Annotated in this window: 17 protein-coding genes and 1 riboswitch; of the genes, 9 read left to right on the plus strand and 8 right to left on the minus strand. The window is 55.6% G+C overall.

The features are described 5' to 3' along the window. Positions 1-11 precede the first annotated feature (11 nt). From MWU60_RS06805 to MWU60_RS06820, 4 genes are all read right to left on the minus strand, one after another. Complete coding sequence (locus tag MWU60_RS06805; RefSeq protein WP_247226475.1) at positions 12-791, minus strand: ABC transporter ATP-binding protein; 780 nt, start codon at positions 789-791, stop codon at positions 12-14. After that, a complete protein-coding gene (locus MWU60_RS06810) occupies positions 788-1,195 on the minus strand; it encodes a DUF1636 domain-containing protein (protein WP_247226476.1) in 408 nt (135 codons plus the stop codon). The genes MWU60_RS06805 and MWU60_RS06810 overlap by 4 nt, the downstream gene beginning before the upstream one ends. A gap of 119 nt (positions 1,196-1,314) precedes the next feature. Further along, positions 1,315-1,534: riboswitch (cobalamin riboswitch) on the minus strand. Between the two features lie 84 nt (positions 1,535-1,618). Beyond that, positions 1,619-1,957, minus strand: coding sequence for a hypothetical protein (locus MWU60_RS06815; RefSeq protein ID WP_247226478.1), 339 nt, complete (start codon positions 1,955-1,957; stop codon positions 1,619-1,621). Positions 1,958-1,968: 11 nt separating this feature from the next. Continuing rightward, positions 1,969-3,579: a choline dehydrogenase gene (locus tag MWU60_RS06820; RefSeq protein ID WP_247226481.1), complete on the minus strand. Its 1,611-nt coding sequence runs from the start codon at positions 3,577-3,579 to the stop codon at positions 1,969-1,971. 90 nt (positions 3,580-3,669) lie between these two features. On the opposite strand from MWU60_RS06820, the gene MWU60_RS06825 reads away from it, so the two are divergent. The 4 genes from MWU60_RS06825 (at position 3,670) to MWU60_RS06840 (ending at position 7,839) form a co-directional block, all read left to right on the plus strand. Next, the gene (locus MWU60_RS06825) at positions 3,670-4,902 is read left to right on the plus strand and encodes a TRAP transporter substrate-binding protein (RefSeq protein ID WP_247226483.1); all 1,233 of its coding nucleotides are present in this window, start codon (positions 3,670-3,672) and stop codon (positions 4,900-4,902) included. A gap of 120 nt (positions 4,903-5,022) precedes the next feature. Further along, complete coding sequence (locus MWU60_RS06830) at positions 5,023-5,691, plus strand: TRAP transporter small permease subunit (protein WP_247226485.1); 669 nt, start codon at positions 5,023-5,025, stop codon at positions 5,689-5,691. Beyond that, positions 5,691-7,049, plus strand: a complete 1,359-nt coding sequence (locus tag MWU60_RS06835; RefSeq protein WP_247226487.1) for a TRAP transporter large permease — start codon at positions 5,691-5,693, stop codon at positions 7,047-7,049. Before MWU60_RS06830 ends, MWU60_RS06835 begins: the two co-directional genes overlap by 1 nt. Before the next feature lie 10 nt (positions 7,050-7,059). After that, positions 7,060-7,839: an IclR family transcriptional regulator gene (locus tag MWU60_RS06840; protein WP_247226488.1), complete on the plus strand. Its 780-nt coding sequence runs from the start codon at positions 7,060-7,062 to the stop codon at positions 7,837-7,839. Here the strand turns inward: MWU60_RS06840 and MWU60_RS06845 are convergent. Then, positions 7,836-8,501, minus strand: a complete 666-nt coding sequence (locus MWU60_RS06845; protein ID WP_247226489.1) for a hypothetical protein — start codon at positions 8,499-8,501, stop codon at positions 7,836-7,838. The genes MWU60_RS06840 and MWU60_RS06845 overlap by 4 nt on opposite strands. A 12-nt stretch (positions 8,502-8,513) precedes the next feature. Further along, positions 8,514-9,914, minus strand: a complete 1,401-nt coding sequence (locus tag MWU60_RS06850) for a selenium-binding family protein (protein ID WP_247226490.1) — start codon at positions 9,912-9,914, stop codon at positions 8,514-8,516. A gap of 246 nt (positions 9,915-10,160) precedes the next feature. Here MWU60_RS06850 and MWU60_RS06855 point away from each other — a divergent pair, with 246 nt between their 5' ends. Then, entirely contained in the window at positions 10,161-10,883 is a 723-nt protein-coding gene (locus MWU60_RS06855; RefSeq protein WP_247226491.1) for a transcriptional regulator FnrL, read from the plus strand. Between the two features lie 104 nt (positions 10,884-10,987). On the opposite strand, the gene MWU60_RS06860 is transcribed toward MWU60_RS06855, so the two are convergent. After that, on the minus strand, positions 10,988-12,013 hold the full coding sequence (locus MWU60_RS06860; RefSeq protein WP_247226492.1) for a serine hydrolase domain-containing protein: 1,026 nt from the start codon (positions 12,011-12,013) through the stop codon (positions 10,988-10,990). A 117-nt stretch (positions 12,014-12,130) separates the two neighbouring features. Further along, a complete protein-coding gene (locus MWU60_RS06865; protein ID WP_247226493.1) occupies positions 12,131-12,964 on the minus strand; it encodes a universal stress protein in 834 nt (277 codons plus the stop codon). A 221-nt stretch (positions 12,965-13,185) separates the two neighbouring features. Here MWU60_RS06865 and ccoN point away from each other — a divergent pair, with 221 nt between their 5' ends. From ccoN to ccoP, 4 genes are read left to right on the plus strand one after another with little or no spacing between them, the layout of a single operon-like run. Then, the gene (ccoN, locus tag MWU60_RS06870; protein WP_247226496.1) at positions 13,186-14,781 is read left to right on the plus strand and encodes a cytochrome-c oxidase, cbb3-type subunit I; all 1,596 of its coding nucleotides are present in this window, start codon (positions 13,186-13,188) and stop codon (positions 14,779-14,781) included. Positions 14,782-14,794: 13 nt separating this feature from the next. Beyond that, complete coding sequence (gene ccoO, locus MWU60_RS06875; protein WP_247226501.1) at positions 14,795-15,556, plus strand: cytochrome-c oxidase, cbb3-type subunit II; 762 nt, start codon at positions 14,795-14,797, stop codon at positions 15,554-15,556. A gap of 12 nt (positions 15,557-15,568) precedes the next feature. Continuing rightward, positions 15,569-15,760 (plus strand): cbb3-type cytochrome c oxidase subunit 3, encoded by a 192-nt coding sequence (locus MWU60_RS06880; RefSeq protein ID WP_247226502.1) that lies wholly within the window; start codon positions 15,569-15,571, stop codon positions 15,758-15,760. Continuing rightward, positions 15,757-16,629: a cytochrome-c oxidase, cbb3-type subunit III gene (gene ccoP, locus MWU60_RS06885; protein ID WP_247226504.1), complete on the plus strand. Its 873-nt coding sequence runs from the start codon at positions 15,757-15,759 to the stop codon at positions 16,627-16,629. The genes MWU60_RS06880 and ccoP overlap by 4 nt, the downstream gene beginning before the upstream one ends. Positions 16,630-16,631 lie beyond the last annotated feature (2 nt).

Consider the following 16,631-nt stretch of genomic DNA (forward strand, 5'->3'; position numbering starts at 1 on the left):
TATAACGATCTTTAATATGGAAGGTGGAAAGACAGGTGATTAGTGTCGCTTGGCGCCAGTTTTTCGCGCCGGGCATCGACGCGGAACGTGTCGGACACCAGCGCCTCGGTCAGCAGGCTGTCGGGCGTGCCGAAACCCCGCGGATGACCATCCTCAAGGACCAGAATGTTGTCGCAGATGTCCGCCGCCATATTGAGGTCATGCAAGGACACCACGATGGTCAGATCAAGCTTGCGGATCAGAGCGAGCACTTCAAGCTGATGGCGGATATCGAGGTGGTTGGTCGGCTCATCCAGAATGAGGATTTCAGGTTCCTGCGCCAACGCGCGGGCGACCGTTACCCGTTGCCGTTCACCGCCCGACAGCGTGCCAAAGTCACGATGCTCAAGGCCGGTCAGGTCCAGCATCTCTATTACATTGTTGATTACGGCGGTGTCATGGACATCGGCGCTGCCATAGCCGCGACGATGTGGGGTGCGCCCCAGCGAGATAATCTCGCGCACGCTCAGACCAAAGGCTGCCGCCTGTTCTTGCAAAACAGCAGCGATATGTTGGGCGGCTTTCCGGGCCGGCGTTTTCCAGATGTCGGCACCGTTGATTTTAACATGGCCCGTCGTGGGTGCCTGAAAGCGGTAGAGCAAGCGCAGCAAGGTTGATTTGCCCGCACCGTTGGGACCGACGATGCCAAGAACGTGGCCTTTTTGAACCTCAAAACTGGTCGTATGCAGCACCGGGGCGATGCGCTTGTGCGGGCGCCAGCTGACGTTTGAGACGGTAAGATGCGCGCTCATGACACCAGCGCTTTGCTGTCTTCCAGCGCGATCATCGCGGCGGGTACGCGGGCCAGCGTGGATTTGCGCAGCTTGCCGGGGCGATCAACCGAAGAACACCAGCCATCATGCAGGACGGCGTATTGCTTGGCGAAATCAACCAGATCGTCGATGTCGTCCTCGGGGGTCATATCGCCGAACAAATACGTCGCTTTTTGGGTGCCGTGATAGGCCACCGTGCAAGGGCGGTCGCAGCCCGCCATGCAAGCCACGCCGGAAATGGCGAAGTCTTCGGAAATACTGTCACCCGCCGCAGCAATGGCGCGGCGCAGCTTCTCGATAAGTTCATAGCCGGGGCGGCAATCCGTCCCCTTATGCCTACACGATGTGCAGACCGTAATACGGTGTTGTGTGGTCCGGTCCATGCAGCCCTCCGCGCATAAGCGGGGGGACGAAAGGGCATGTTTGTGCGGCCAAGTAAGCCTTGTTCACCATCATGATCTCCGCTCCGGACACCCCGCCCGGTTTGAGTTTTCGTTGGCACATCTCTGTACCCTTTGATGGCAGGTCTCCTGACTTCGCGGGTCGCTGCTTGCCCGATCCCTTCCCGAGCGCATTGCTCAGTGGTGATCATCGGGGTCGCTCGCCGCTCACAGTTGCGGGGGCAGTTACGGGTTTGGCGCGCTTTGGCTCTTCCTCACCGTATTCCCTTTTCATCCCGGACGCATTTTCGGCGGCCGGGAACCATCGCAAACACTGTTTGCGATTCCGCTGAAAGGGTCAAGGGCCGAGTTGACAGGACGTGGTGTCAGGTTGGGCGGATATGGTGAGGCTTTCCTGCCTAAGCGCTAGAGGATCAGATCAGCCAAACCAAATTGTGCTCCGATCAGGCCGATGATGATGCCGACAGGCAGGGCAAAATGAAGGGCCAGCGGCTTGCGCGGTTTTTGCAGTTGTTGCGGCTGCGAGAACCGCCCGATGGATATGAAGTTCATCACGCGCTCAACGAACAAGTAGAAAACCACACCCGCAGCAGACAGCCCCAGTAGCATCAGGATACTGCCCCATGCGCCTACGGTCGCAAGGTCCACAAAGCCGTCAATTACCAAGCCGAGAAAAACACCAATGGCAACAAGGGCAAGCCAGTTAAACCAGTCGAAGGTCTGCATTTTTTGTCGTTGTTTCATAGCGCTCCACCCTACGCATCTTCCAGGATCAGATCAGACGCTTTTTCTCCAATCATGATCGCCGGTGCATTCGTGTTACCTGACACGATTTCTGGCATGATCGAGCAATCAGCGACCCGCAGCCCGTCAATCCCGTGGACCCGCAGCTGTGCATCAACGACCGCATCCTTGCCATTACCCATCTTGCAGGTGCCCGTGGGGTGATAAATCGACGCGGTGTTGTTGCGCGCCCAATCCAGCGTGGCGTCGTAATCGTCCATCGGCAGGTCAGCATGCGGCCGGTACTCTTCGCTGATCTTCGAGGTCAGTGGCGCATGCCGTGCGATCTTGCGCGCGATATTGACGCCTGCAACGACCGTGCGGCAATCGGTTTCGGTCGACAGATAGTTGGGGATGATCTTGGGATAGGCCCTGGGATCATTGCCCTTTAACCTGATTTCGCCCTTGCTCTCGGGCCGTAGTTGACAGACCGACATCGTGAAGGCCGAGAATTTGTCGGCTCCTTTTCCAGGGTTTTCGGCTGACAGCGGTTGGACGTGGAACTGGATATCCGGCGTTTCCATGTCGTCTCGGGTTTTGAGGAAACCGGTGGCAAGGCTGGCCGCCATTGTCATGGGGCCTGCGCGGAACATCAGGTACTTCAGCCCGATCTTGGCCTGGCCGAAAAGCGAGCTGACCTCGTCATTCAACGTGGGTTCATTGCATTTATAAACCAGCCGCGCTTGCAGGTGGTCTTGCATGTTCTTACCCACACCGGGCAGGTCTTTGACAACCTCAATTCCGTTTTCGGCAAGTTGCTCTGCCTCGCCAATACCCGACAGCATCAACAACTGAGGTGAGTTGATCGCCCCACCGGATAGCACAATTTCCTTGCGTGCCTTGATGGTTTGCAGGTTGCCGCTGCGGTCGGTGTAGGTGACTGCGGTCGCACGTTTGCCTTCGATCACGACTTTCTCGACCTGCGCATGGGTGATGATTTGTAGGTTCTCGCGTGACTTAACTGGATTAAGGAAGGCCACTGCGGAACTGCATCGGCGTCCATTGCGCGCGGTCAGTTGGAAGAACCCCACGCCTTCCTGATCTGCGCCGTTGTAGTCTGGATTGAATTTATATCCCGCCGCTTGCGCGGCAGCCACCCATGCATCCGTGATGGGGCGCTGAATGCGCATGTTGGAGACAGAGAGGTTTCCTTGATTTCCGTGAAATTCATCAGCGCCGCGCTCGTTGTTCTCTGACCGCTTGAATAGCGGCAAAACGTCGTCCCAGCCCCAACCGGTGTTGCCCATTTGACGCCAGCGGTCGTAGTCTTGCGGTTGACCACGCACATAAAGGAGGCCGTTCAATGACGAAGATCCGCCCAAGACCTTACCGCGTGGCCATTCGATAGAGCGCCCGTTCAAGCCTGGATCAGGCTCTGTCTTGTAGCACCAGTCTACCTTGGGATTGTGGATCGTTTTGAAATATCCAACGGGGATGTGAATCCAAGGATTATTGTCTTTTCCGCCAGCCTCAAGCAGGATTACCTTATGCGCTGGATTTGCACTCAGACGGTTAGCAAGGACGCACCCGGCGGACCCTGCACCTACGATGATAAAATCGGCTTCCACGGCATCGTTCTCCATTTATTCGAAAAAACTCTATGCAGAACGATCAGACTATACTAGGCTTTTTTGAAACTATAAGTCTCAATAATCGACAACATGGGAGGAAACATGATGATTGGAGATAAACTAAGCGGCATTTCGCGCCGTGACCTGTTCAAACTGGCAGGGCAATACGGGATGAGCTCGACGCTGATGGCGGCGGGTACATTCGGGGGGGCAATGAGCCTTGCAAACCTGGCGTCCGCGGCAGAATCGACATACGAGCGTCGGTTCTCGAAAGAGGCAAAATATAACCTCAAGTTTGGTGCATCCGGCTTCAACGCCCGTAACCTGCTGATTGAGCGGGCTGGCGCTTTGGAATTTGCGCGTGACCTCGAAGCACGCACAGACGGCGAGATTCGCATCGAGTTTATCGGCGACAACCAGATTTGTGGTCAGACGTCCTGTGTTGAAAAGACACAGCAGGGTATCGTTGATATCTATGCGGCTTCCACACAAAACTCTGCCGGTGGTGCGCCTTACCTGAACGTTCTGGACTATGCGTATATGTTCCGTAACCGTGCGGATCAGTACCACTTCCTGTATTCGCCAGCGTCCATGCGTTTGCTGCGTGAACCCTATGAGCGCCGTCACGGCCTGAAGTTCCTGTTCAGCCACGCTGAATTGCGCGGTATCCAGATGGGCCTGAACTTTGAAGACAAGCCATTGGTGACATCTGTTGAAGACCTTGCCGGTACAAAGAACCGTGTCACAGGTACACAGCTGGGTCGCATCGCGATGGAAGCGCTGAACCTGAACCCGGTTCCGGTTGCATGGGAAGAAACGCTCGACGGTCTGAAGCAGGGCCTGATTGATGGCGCGGAAACATGGGCGTCTGCTGTTGCATATGCGAACATGGCACCTGTTGTGTCTCAGTCGGTTCACCTGAACTTCTTCTGCGGTACAGAGCATACAGCGATGTCTGCGTCTGTCTTTGATGGCCTTGAAGGTTATCTGCAGGATGCGGTTATGGAATCGTCCTACTGGGCCCAAACACACGTTCAGACAGCCAACGAAGTTGCCCTGATCAATACCGTTGGCCAGTCTGATCCACAGCTTCCAAACACGATCTTTGCTCAGAACGGTGTGCGTAACGCATTCTTGTCCCCAGAAGAGATCAAGAAAGCTGAAGAAATGTGCTCGCCTGAGTATCAGCCAGCACTTTGGGAAGATTGGCGCGAGCGCCTGAACGGGTGGTCCGGTGGTCTGGACACATATCAGGAGATCTATGACGAAGTGCGCACAATCAGCGCCGACACTCTGCCTGAGAATGTTGAGCCACGTCGTTGGTGGAAGGGCTAATACAGCCTTTTGCTAACTGAATGATTTGGGCCGGCCGGATGCGAGTTCGGTCGGCCCTTTTCAACTCAAAAAGACCGCTCCATAGTAGCGGCATTCTGACACATTAGGGGGGAGACCTAGATGTCGATACTCGCTGAAGCGGTGGCTGTTATCCCAGCCTTGTTCTCGGGCAGTTCGTGGGAAAAGCGGCAAGCATTTGATGCGGATGGCATGTGGCTATTCTGTTTTGTCTTTACGTTTGTTGGCGGCCTTGCTGCGCACTACTTTTATAAGTTCTTTCCGTTCATGGAGCGTCATTTAGAACGCACCACGGCCGTGGTGATGTACCTTATTATTGCGGGTATTATCTGCTGGGGCGTGATCGACCGGTTTGTGTTTTCAAATCAATGGTCTGGATCCACAACGATCCCACCTTTTCTGTTTATGGTCATGGCGTGGTTCGCCTGTTCCTATAACGTGAAGTTGCGCACGCACCTGAGCTTTAGTGAATTCCGCTCAAAAATGGCCCCTACCGGTCAAATGGCGACGCTGACACTGGATGCCGCCCTCTGGTTCGGTTTCTGCTGGATCGCGATCACGACATCGCTGCGGTTCACTGCACTCTCCGCTGACAACTTCCAATTGGTTGATGGTGTTGATGACGTGATGAAGTGGTGGTTCTACATCACTGTGCCAATCGCCTTTACCTTCATGTCAGGCCGTGTGATCGGTAACTGGGTTGAGGATTGGAACAACTACAAGTCCGGTGACCAGATCATCAAACAAGCTGTTATCGGAGGTGACGTCTAATGGAAGATAGTACATGGATTACACTTATCTCATTGGGCGTGACGATCTTTTTCATGCTGGGCACACCTGTCTTGCTGGTCATCTTTTACTGGGTCATCGGCATCAGCTTTGTGATTGACCTGCCTTTGGCAAACACGGGTAACGAACTGATCAACGTGTTCAGTAAAGGCTTTGCCTTGCTTGCGATGCCTCTCTTCATTCTGACGGGTGACTTGATTAACCAATCAGGGATTGCCCGACGATTATCAGATTTCGCCTATTCATGTCTGGGTTGGCTACGTGGCGGTCTGGCGATGGCATCCATCGCGGCTTGTGGTCTGTTTGCTGCGATCTCGGGCTCCAACTCGGCGACAACGGCGACTATTGGTTCGATGCTGCACCCAGAAATGGTGAAGGGTAACTACGATGAACGCTTTTCGGCGGCCACGGCTGCTGCGGGTGGTACGGTGGGCATCATTATCCCGCCTTCGATCATCTTCATCGTTTATGGCTTCTTGCTGAACCTGCCGATCTCTGACCTGTTTGTGGCGGGTATCATCCCGGGCGCGTTGATGGTTCTGGGTATGATGACTGCGGCGTTTATCGTCTGCACAATCAATGGTTGGGGCGTTCTGATTGGTCTGTCCATTTCGCGGATGATCAAAACAGGCATCGGCGCATGGTTAGGCTTCTTTGCCATCGGTCTGGTGCTTTGGGGCATCTACACCGGTCGCTTCTCACCAACCGAGGCTGCGGGCGTGACCGTTGGTTTCTGTGTGTTCATCGGCTTGGTGTCCTACCCATTGAACAAGATCATGGGCAGCTCGTCTGATCTGCCTGTCGAACAGAAGAGCTATGGGTCGATGTTCGTTGTCGAAGGCTTCACGGTTCCACAGATCCCGTCGATTGTATCGCGCTCTGCACAGATCTCGGGCATTCTTGTGCCGCTGATCGCGGTGTCTGTTGCGATGCAGCAGGTGATGTCATCACTGGGCGCCAAAGACTTTATTGGTGAGTTCGTGACCGGGATGGGCGGCTACTATGCGGTGCTGTTCACATCAATGGCGATTGTGTTTGTCACAGGGATGATCCTTGAATCCCTGCCAGTGACAATCATCCTTGCACCAATCCTCGCGCCAATCGCGGCGTCGGTCGGTATTGATCCGATCCACTTTGCGGTTGTGTTCCTGGTGGGTGCATCCATCGGCTTTGTGACACCGCCTTATGGTCTCAACCTCTATGTGGCCTCCGGTGTGACAGGCGTGCCGTACTTCCGTCTGCTGCGCTACATCATCCCTTACCTGATCGCACTGATCAGCGTGTGGTTCTTCGTAGCGCTTGTGCCTGAAACTGCATTGATGATCCTGCCGGAACGTTAATGTAGTGGCGATGGCTGATGACATAAATGAGGAGAGCTCCGGCCAAATCCCGACCAACCTTCGGCTGCTATTGCTGCTGGAGGAGGTCGCGAAGGTCGGGGTTCCTGTCACACCGTCGGTTGTGAATGAAACCTTGGGCCTGCCCAAGCCAACCATTCACCGCCTCTTTGCGACAGCCGAGGCGGAAGGGTTCTTGCAACGCGATATTGACGGTCGGTCCTATAGTCCGGGTCGGCGCATGCGGTTGCTGTCCATCAATACGCTGTCATCTGAACGGGTGCGAACGGTCCGCCTTGCCGTGTTGAAATCACTGGCTGTCGCGGTGGGCGAGACCTGCAATCTGGCCATCCCTGAACGCGAGGGTATGTTCTACCTTGACCGGGTTGAAACCCATTGGCCTTTGCGCATCCAACTGCCCGTGGGCACGCAGGTGCCGTTTCACTGTACGGCAAGCGGGAAGATGTATCTGTCCACGCTGCGCCTTGACTACCTTGAGCGGTTTTTGAAGAACTACATCCTTGAGCGGCAGACCGACAAAACCATCACGGACCCGGCTGCCCTGCAAAAGGAATTGGAAATCACCCGCGAGCGTGGGTATTCCACCGACAATGAGGAATTCATGGTCGGTATGACGGCGATTGCCGTGCCGATCCTAGACAACCGTGGGCGGCTTTTGTCGACCCTGTCGATCCATGCCCCCGAACAGCGCAGCCATCTTCCTGATCTGGTTGAATATCTTGGCCCGCTGCGCGCTGCGGCCTCAGAGCTAGCGGCGATTGTCGGGCGCTAAATCACGGTTGTATGCGAGGCGGTCATCACGCCAATGCCGCCGACGATGATCAGGCTGAGCGCCCAAACGACATCCAGATTGAACCATGTCCGCGACAGGAACTTCAGGCCAAGCCAGAAATACATGCCCGCGGCCAACGCACCGCCTGCCAAGGTCATCGCCGCAGTGTGAACGGCAGCCACAATGAAGGCCATGCCGACGTTGCTGGCCATAAGATCTTCGGCTGCACGGTGCCCGGCATCAAGGCTCTCAGGCGCACAAATCCCAAGGAAAATCGGCACCAGCATCAGCCCGGCGCCATGTGCCATCGCAGCCAAGAATGACCACAACGCAAGCTTGGACGGCGGCACGCGGACCAGGAAACGTGGATGCTTGCGGTTGATCAAAAGGTAGATGCCAAGTGCGATGACAAGCAGCCCGGCGCCCAATCTGATCTGCCCTTCCCAGTAAACCAGTGTCACCATCAGTGAAAACGGCAGCAGGATCGCGCACATGGCCAGAAAATGCCCGCCAGCAAGTGCCAACAGGGCACCTGGCAATGCGGATGTTTTCCGCTCCATCAAGGCTGCGGATACGGCCAGCGGCCAGCCCATTCCGGGATTGAGCCCATGATAAAGGCCCGAGGCGATGACGGCCCACCAAAGGGCCGCCTGCGTTGTCATTTCAAACAAGGTTCAGACCGATGGGTAGCAGAAACTGTCTGTCGAGCAGTCCCCACCTTCAAGCCTGATCTGGTGGCTGCGGTATCCTTCGGGGAACTCGACCCAGAAATCCTTGTTCAGCGTCAGGCCACCATCTTTGCCGACATCGGCGCAAACCATCGCTGCACCCCGTTCACCGGGATAGAACTGATCGTCCCATGTGGAGTAGAGCGAGTTGGTCCAGTAGACGCGTTTGCCGTCGCGACTGATCTCGACCATCTGCGGGCCATAGCCAAAGTCTTTGCCGTTGGGGTGTTTGGTCTTTTTGACGATCCCGCCAAGTTCGACCTTACCTGCCAAGACCGGGTTCATCGGGTCTGACACATCGTACTGATGCATCTCGCCCAAGCCCCAGCAGGCCACGTAGAGGAAGCGGTCATCAAGGCTGAGGTCGATGTCTGTCACCAGCGGCGGGCATGCACCAAAGCCTTTCAGCAGTTCCGGCAGGTCGTCTGCATCCGCAGGAACGGGATCAATCGTGATCGTTTTCTTCGCCTCAAACGTGCCGTCCTCTTTGCGCCACCATGTAAAGATCGCGCCTTGCAGGTTTGTGGTATCGACGACGACACCGCAGAAGCCATACTCCTTGGCCGGGTCATGGGCAGGGCGGATTTCCAAAGCCATCTGGTGGTTCTCACCCAGATCAATGCTTTGGACATTCTTACGTGCGCGCAAGTCCCAGAAGTGGATCGTGTGGCCATATTTGTTGGACAACAAATCTTCTGGCACGATCCCGTTTTCAAACTGTGGCGGCAGTCCCCACTCAGAACTGATCATGTAGTCGCGGGGCAGATTCCACCAGAAATCATAGTGTTTGTCCTGAATGCCGCGGTCCATTTCATAGCGACCGAGAATTTCGAAGGTTTCGCAATCCATGATGAAGATACCCGGAGGGCCGTCAGTGCCATCCTTGCCGCCGCCACCGAGGGTAGAGACATAAATGCCTTCGGGCCCGCAGTGGATCGTGTGCGGACGGGAATAGCCGGTTTTCGCAAACAGCTCTTCGGGTTCGATGATCTTGTGGATTTTCGCCTTCAACGGCTCTTTGACATCAATGATGTAGATACGGCTGGAACGGATGCCGGGGATGATCAGGTAGCGGCGCTCAAGGAACGCGTGGCCGGTCAGGGGCGACAGCGCCGAGGAACAGGCATTCCAGCCAAAGTGGTGAAATTCATCGCCAAGGTTCGGCATAAACAGGCTATGCACAATCTCGCCATAGGTGTCAGAGGTTGGGTCAACATCAACCACGGCAAGGCCATCAGGTTTGCTGCCATCAGGGCTGAGCATCACGGTGAACGCAACCGTTTCGGTCGGTGCTTCCATCGCGATTTTCGCGGTGGGATAAAATGTTGGATCAGGTCTTAGGTTCATAAATCGTCCTCCCATTTTCAAAAGAAATTGCCAGTTCTGGCTTATTGGGCCGCAAAGGCCGGACTTCCGACGATCACGGATGTCAATTGTCTTACATTTGATTTGAGTATGCGATCAGCAACGCCGCTTGAGTCAAGAAAAAACTGTCATCACTGCTAGACACCATGCTGCGTCAGAATTACCCCTTGGCGACATGAGCCATGCTGCGCCATAGTGTGAGCAGCCAGACAGACCGGGGATTTTTTCATGACGCTCGCCGTCCCAAAACTGCGCTCCTGCGCGGACTGCCCGATACGCTACAACGCTGTGTGCTCAAAGTGCGAGCCTGATGAGTTAGATCAGCTTGAGGAAATCAAGTACTATCGGACCTATTCCGCCGGGCAGACGATATTCTTTGGGGGTGACCCTTTGGAATTTGTAGGCTCAGTTGTCTCCGGCGTGTCCAGCCTGACCCGCACGCTGCCAGATGGGCGGGTGCAAATGGTTGGCCTTCTACTTCCCGGTGATTTCATGGGCCGTCCAAACCGCGATACGATTGATTGCGATGTGATTGCAGAGACGGATGTGATGCTGTGTTGCTTCCGCCGTAAGCCATTTGAAAACATGATCGAAGACACGCCGCATGTTGGTCAGCGTTTGCTTGAAATGACACTTGATGAACTGGATGCGGCGCGCGAATGGATGCTGGTCCTGGGTCGCAAAACGGCGCGCGAAAAGATCGCGTCACTGTTGCATATGATCGCCACCCGCATGGCGTCGTTGAAGCCGGGTGAGACAGCAGCAGCGACCTTCACCCTGCCAATCACCCGCGAAACGATGGCGAACTATCTGGGTCTGACAATTGAAACGGTCAGCCGCCAGATGTCGGCGCTGAAGAAAGAAGGCCTGATCGCCTTTGATGAGCGCCGCGACATTCGGGTGCCGGACTTGGAAGCGCTGAAGGCGGAGACGGGTGAGGATGTGTTTTAGCGAGAACGGCTGCTTTGAGCCCGAAGTGACTGATGCTGCGCGGGGCGCGAACCTCTGCTCTCGTGACTCTAATCTCCAAGATAGGTGATCTACCAAGACTATCTTCAATTCTCAGCACTGATCAGGATCATAGACATCGCGTCAAAAGCCGCTTCGCCACGTCCCGCTGAAAAGAAGGTGACGTCTGATCCGGTTAGGTGACGCCACTCCGCAGAGAAAATGTCATTGCCGCCATCGTGCCAGAGCATTTCTGTTCCGTCATTGAGAGGTTCAATGACTATCCCGTACCCATAGAATGTATCTCCGGAACCCTCGTCGACATGCGGCGTGGTTGCTTCGGCTACTAGCGTCTCATCCACGATGTCGCCGTTCAAGAACGCGGCCCAGAATGCCAAAAAACCTTCAGCCGTCGTCACAAGGCCACCATTGCCGATCAAATTCCAACCCGGCTCAGAAGATCCCCAGCTAGCATCTGCCAAACCACGGCGTTGAAAACCTGTCAGCCACATTCTGTCGCTCGTAATCGCTCGTTTGGCATCATAGGCTCGTGCGTAGCCAATGGCAGAGGAACCTTCCGGAATGACGCGGTCAATCAGATAGTCTTCATACTCCTGACCGCTCTGGACTTCTATGATTGCCGCCAAAACGGAGTAGCCTGCATTCGAGTAGGAATGGAGCGTGCCAGGAGCGGCATCCAACGGGGCATCAAACACGCGTTCGAGAAATTCCGAGCGAGAGAGCGCTTCGCCGTCGTCGCCCGTGGACTCCACGATACCAGACGTATGCGTCAAAAGCTGATGCAACGTGATCTGTGCCTTGTCCTGAGGAACGTCGGGCAGAAGCTCCGCCATGGTTGTTTCAAGCGTTAGACCTTGATTTTCGATGAGATAGAGAATTGCTACCGCTGTCACGGTCTTGGTAATCGAACCGATATCGATGATTTCATCGGCACCCTGAGCGGCAACATCTATTGCGCTTTCAACATCTATGTCTCCGACGCTGTTGCGTGACGCCACGATAACGGGAAGGTCGCGAGCGAGAGCGCCTGCTAGAGCTTCACGGGCCGGCACCTCTGCAAACAAGGGGCCGGCCAGTAGGGAGGCTGACATTGTGAGAGCCATGACTTTCATTGATTTTCTCCAACTATTCCCGATTAATAGTGATGTACAGGCTGAACCCATGCAAGCCTGAGCGGACATTCACATCGCCAGCGCGAACGGCAACTATGTCACGCAAAGCTGCCAGTCTCACCGCGACATCAAAATCGGCACGTCCGCCATTTCCAGCAGACTGCGTGTTGCCCCACCAAAGACCGCTTCGCGCAGGCGCGAATGGCCATATGCACCGCTGACGATCATTTGCGCACCAACCTCCTTGGCGCGCCGTAACAGAATATCGCCCACATGCGGTTCTGTTTTGGCCAGAACGGCGACTTCGGATTTCGTGCCGTGGCGCATCAGGTATTGCGCCATCGCCCCACCCGGATCAGACCGGTCAGGGGCGTGGGAGGGCGGATCAATGATGCAGATATCTGCAACCTCAGCCTGTTCCAGCAACGGTAAAGCGGCGCGGGCGGCGGCCAATGCCTCGGCCCCGTCGTTCCATCCCATCAGCACATGCCCGCCAACATCGGGGGCTTTGCAGCCTTTGGGGATCATCAAAACCGGACGCTCGGCGGTGAAAAGACATGCCTCGACCAAAGTCGCCGCCTCCGGGTTGTCCTGATAAGGCCGAGGGAGAACGACCAGATCAGAAAACCGCAATTTGCGGGCCAGATAGCCGGTCAGGGCAGGGCCCTGTACCGTGGCTGCCTGCGTGGACCAACGTACCATTTCGCCATGCATGCGGTCCTTGAGCCAAACCTCGATCCTTTCGCGCTGGGCCATCGCGTCCCGCGTTTGTTCGGCAAGCATGAGCGCCTCTGCGCCCATATAATAGTTGTTTGTTTCGGTATGGCTGATCGTGACGACATAGATGTCCAGATGGGCATCCATCCGATCGGCCAGTGAAATAGCCGCATCCAGCCCTTCGGTGGACTGGTCTGTATCTGTCAGAATCGTCGCAATGATCTTGTAAGTCATTGGTTCGGCCTTCCCCATATCGGTTCAACGTAGGGGGGCGATTGTTCGCGCAAACCGCTCCTTATCAGCACATTGCCGATGTCCGAAGTTGGCTGCCTTGATCCATATCAAGTGCGCCATTGATCCACATCAAAGACCCTGCCGCGCCCACATTCCATAAGCGAAAATACCAAGTAGCTGTCGGACCCGTTTCATGATCCGGCCAAAGAAGGGGATCTCTTATGGGGAACTACATTAAGTTGATCGCATTGGGGGGTGTTACGCTCTTTGCTGCGATTGCTGCAAATTGGGGGCGCGACGTTTCCTACATCGTACATGCCATGATTATCATGGCGGTTGGTGCCTTTATGTTTGTGCGCGTGTTGCGCAGCATGGATGCACCGGTGGCAGCAGCACCGACAGGCTATATGGACGACGTGGTCCGGGCCGGTGTCATCGCGACCAGTTTTTGGGGCGTCGTTGGCATGTTGGTTGGCGTGGTCATAGCCTTTCAGCTGGCGTTTCCGGTCCTGAACTTTGAAGTTCTCCAACCGTTCGGCAACTTTGGACGTCTGCGCCCACTGCACACAAGTGCGGTGATCTTTGCGTTTGGGGGCAATGCTCTGATTATGTCGTCGTTCTATATCGTGCAGCGCACCTGCGGTGCACGGCTTTGGGGCGGCAATCTGGCGTGGTTCGTTTTCTGGGGCTACAACCTGTTTATCGTTCTGGCGGCTACTGGTTATTTGCTGGGAGCAACACAATCCAAAGAATACGCAGAGCCTGAATGGTACGTCGATATCTGGCTGACCATCGTTTGGGTCGCGTTCTTGCTGGTGTTCCTTGGAACCCTGTTTAAGCGCAAGGAAAAGCACATTTATGTGGCCAACTGGTTCTTGCTGGCCTTCATCGTCACTGTCGCGATGCTGCATATCGTCAATAACATCAGCATCCCGGTCAGCATCTGGGGCAGCAAGTCCGTTCAGGTCTTCAGCGGCGTGCAAGATGCGATGGTACAATGGTGGTATGGCCACAACGCTGTAGGCTTCTTCCTGACGGCGGGCTTCCTTGGCATGATGTACTACTTCGTGCCCAAGCAGGCCGGGCGTCCGGTGTTTTCCTACAAGCTGTCGATCATTCACTTCTGGGCGCTGATCTTCCTGTATATCTGGGCAGGCCCACACCACTTGCACTACACAGCTTTGCCTGACTGGGCAGCAACCCTTGGCATGGTCTTTTCGATCATCCTGTGGATGCCAAGCTGGGGTGGGATGATCAACGGCCTGATGACGCTGCAGGGCGCATGGGACAAGCTGCGTACCGATCCGATCATTCGGATGATGGTGATCAGCCTTGCCTTCTACGGGATGTCCACATTTGAGGGTCCAATGATGTCGATCCGTGCGGTCAACAGCCTGTCACACTATACAGACTGGACCATCGGTCACGTACACTCTGGCGCACTTGGCTGGAACGGAATGATCACATTTGCCGCACTCTACTTCCTCACACCAAAGCTTTGGGGTCGTGCGCAGATGTATTCCATGTCTGCGATCAACTGGCACTTCTGGTTGGCCACGATCGGCATCATCCTATATGCGGCCTCAATGTGGGTCACCGGGATCATGGAAGGCCTGATGTGGCGCGAAGTCGACGCAAACGGGTTCCTTGTGAACAGCTTTGCCGACACCGTATCCGCTAAGTTTCCAATGTATGTGGTCCGTGGGCTGGGTGGGGTCCTTTACCTGACCGGTGCGATCATCATGTCCTGGAACATTTTCATGACCATCCGTGGTGGGGCGAGAGTCTCTGCACCGGTCGGCGTTCCAGCAGAATAAGGAGGGCTGAGATATGTCTGATACAACTCCAAGCGACGGACCTACCAAAGGCTTCCTTGCAAAACACGCGTTCCTCGAACGCAGTCCAACGTTGCTGCTTGTGGCCTCCCTTTTGGTGGTCAGCGTGGGCGGGATCGTGGAAATCGCACCTCTCTTCTATCTTGAGAACACCATCGAAGAGGTAGAAGGGGTGCGCCCCTATTCCCCGCTGGAACTGGCAGGGCGTGATGTCTACATCCGCGAAGGTTGCTATACATGCCACAGCCAGATGATCCGCCCTATGCGGGACGAGGTTGAACGCTACGGTCACTACTCACTGGCCGCGGAATCCATGTATGATCACCCTCACCAGTGGGGGTCCAAGCGGACGGGGCCTGACCTCGCCCGTGTTGGCGGCAAGTACTCTGACGCATGGCACCTTGATCACTTGATAGCACCTCGCTCTGTGGTGCCGGAATCGATCATGCCGGGCTATGCTTACTTGCTCGATGCGCCGGTGAACGCAGAATATAACGCCGATCTGGTCGCAACCCATAGTTTCATCGGGGTGCCATACACCGAAGAAATGGTCGAACTGGCCGCGTCGGACACCTTGGCGCAAGCCGACCCTGATACCGACGCCTATGACGATCTACTGGAACGGTATCCGGGTGCGCAAATCCGCAACTTTGACGGTGAACCGGGTGTTTCCGAAATGGATGCCTTGATCGCCTATCTGCAAATGCTGGGCACCACGGTCGACTTCTCGACCTTCACCCCAGACGCAAGCCGCTAGGAGGGACGACACATGGAAAACACTTCTTTGCTTGCTGAACTGGCAGACAACTGGATGCTTGTGGCGATGTTCACGCTGTTCGTGGGGGCTATTCTGTGGGCCCTGCGTCCGGGTGCCCGTGATGTGCACAATGAGACTGCCACCATTCCGTTCCGTAACGAGGACCACCCCGGTTCTTCCGAAACTGAGGAGCTGCAAAAATGAGCAGCAATGATCAAAAAGACATTGATGAAGTCACAGGGACCGACACAACCGGTCACTCATGGGACGGGATCAAGGAACTGAACAACCCGCTACCGCGCTGGTGGCTGTGGTCCTTTTATCTGACGATCATCTGGGGCATCGGGTATTCTGTTGCCTATCCCGCTTGGCCGATGGTCAGCAATGCGACAGCAGGGTTCTTAGGGTATTCAACACGCGGCGAAGTTGCGCAAGACATCGCCCGGTTTGAGGACGCCAATGCCGAAATTTCGGCACAGCTGGCATCCGCTGATCTGAATGTGCTGAACGAAAACCCAGAACTACTGCGCTACGCGAACTCTGCCGGTGGTGCGGTCTTCCGCAACAACTGTTCGCAGTGCCACGGGTCAGGTGCGGCCGGATTTACCGGTTATCCAAACCTGCTGGACGACGACTGGCTATGGGGCGGTGATTTTGAGAACATTGAATACACCATCCGCCACGGCATTCGAAACGAAGAGGATTGGGATGCCCGGTACTCTGAGATGAACGCCTATGACGAGATTTTCACCAACGACGAAGTTGATCAGGTCGTGCACTATGTCCGGCTGATCTCGGGCCAAGAGCACGACGCTGCTTTGGCGGCACCAGGCGAAGGCTTGTTCCTTGACAATTGCGCTGCATGTCACGGCGACAATGGCATGGGCAACCGCGATCTGGGGGCACCCAACCTGACAGATGCGATCTGGCTTTACGGTGGTGATCTGGCAAGCCTGGAAGAGACCGTGCGTTATGCCCGCTTTGGTGTAATGCCCCCATGGGGCGAACGCCTGACCGAGGCCGAAATCAAGGCCGTTACCGCCTACGTCCACCAATTGGGTGGCGGCGAATAAGC

This window comes from Yoonia sp. F2084L, from assembly GCF_023015625.1.
Taxonomy (GTDB): Bacteria; Pseudomonadota; Alphaproteobacteria; order Rhodobacterales; family Rhodobacteraceae; genus Yoonia.

Excerpts from the sequence above, each read along its gene's own strand:
- MWU60_RS06805 (WP_247226475.1), bottom strand. The coding sequence starts at position 791 with ATGAGCGCGCATCTTACCGTCTCAAACGTCAGCTGGCGCCCGCACAAG.
- MWU60_RS06810 (WP_247226476.1), bottom strand. The coding sequence starts at position 1,195 with ATGGACCGGACCACACAACACCGTATTACGGTCTGCACATCGTGTAGG.
- MWU60_RS06815 (WP_247226478.1), bottom strand. The coding sequence starts at position 1,957 with ATGAAACAACGACAAAAAATGCAGACCTTCGACTGGTTTAACTGGCTT.
- MWU60_RS06820 (WP_247226481.1), bottom strand. The coding sequence starts at position 3,579 with ATGGAGAACGATGCCGTGGAAGCCGATTTTATCATCGTAGGTGCAGGG.
- MWU60_RS06825 (WP_247226483.1), top strand. The coding sequence starts at position 3,670 with ATGATGATTGGAGATAAACTAAGCGGCATTTCGCGCCGTGACCTGTTC.
- MWU60_RS06830 (WP_247226485.1), top strand. The coding sequence starts at position 5,023 with ATGTCGATACTCGCTGAAGCGGTGGCTGTTATCCCAGCCTTGTTCTCG.
- MWU60_RS06835 (WP_247226487.1), top strand. The coding sequence starts at position 5,691 with ATGGAAGATAGTACATGGATTACACTTATCTCATTGGGCGTGACGATC.
- MWU60_RS06840 (WP_247226488.1), top strand. The coding sequence starts at position 7,060 with ATGGCTGATGACATAAATGAGGAGAGCTCCGGCCAAATCCCGACCAAC.
- MWU60_RS06845 (WP_247226489.1), bottom strand. The coding sequence starts at position 8,501 with ATGACAACGCAGGCGGCCCTTTGGTGGGCCGTCATCGCCTCGGGCCTT.
- MWU60_RS06850 (WP_247226490.1), bottom strand. The coding sequence starts at position 9,914 with ATGAACCTAAGACCTGATCCAACATTTTATCCCACCGCGAAAATCGCG.
- MWU60_RS06855 (WP_247226491.1), top strand. The coding sequence starts at position 10,161 with ATGACGCTCGCCGTCCCAAAACTGCGCTCCTGCGCGGACTGCCCGATA.
- MWU60_RS06860 (WP_247226492.1), bottom strand. The coding sequence starts at position 12,013 with ATGAAAGTCATGGCTCTCACAATGTCAGCCTCCCTACTGGCCGGCCCC.
- MWU60_RS06865 (WP_247226493.1), bottom strand. The coding sequence starts at position 12,964 with ATGACTTACAAGATCATTGCGACGATTCTGACAGATACAGACCAGTCC.
- ccoN (WP_247226496.1), top strand. The coding sequence starts at position 13,186 with ATGGGGAACTACATTAAGTTGATCGCATTGGGGGGTGTTACGCTCTTT.
- ccoO (WP_247226501.1), top strand. The coding sequence starts at position 14,795 with ATGTCTGATACAACTCCAAGCGACGGACCTACCAAAGGCTTCCTTGCA.
- MWU60_RS06880 (WP_247226502.1), top strand. The coding sequence starts at position 15,569 with ATGGAAAACACTTCTTTGCTTGCTGAACTGGCAGACAACTGGATGCTT.
- ccoP (WP_247226504.1), top strand. The coding sequence starts at position 15,757 with ATGAGCAGCAATGATCAAAAAGACATTGATGAAGTCACAGGGACCGAC.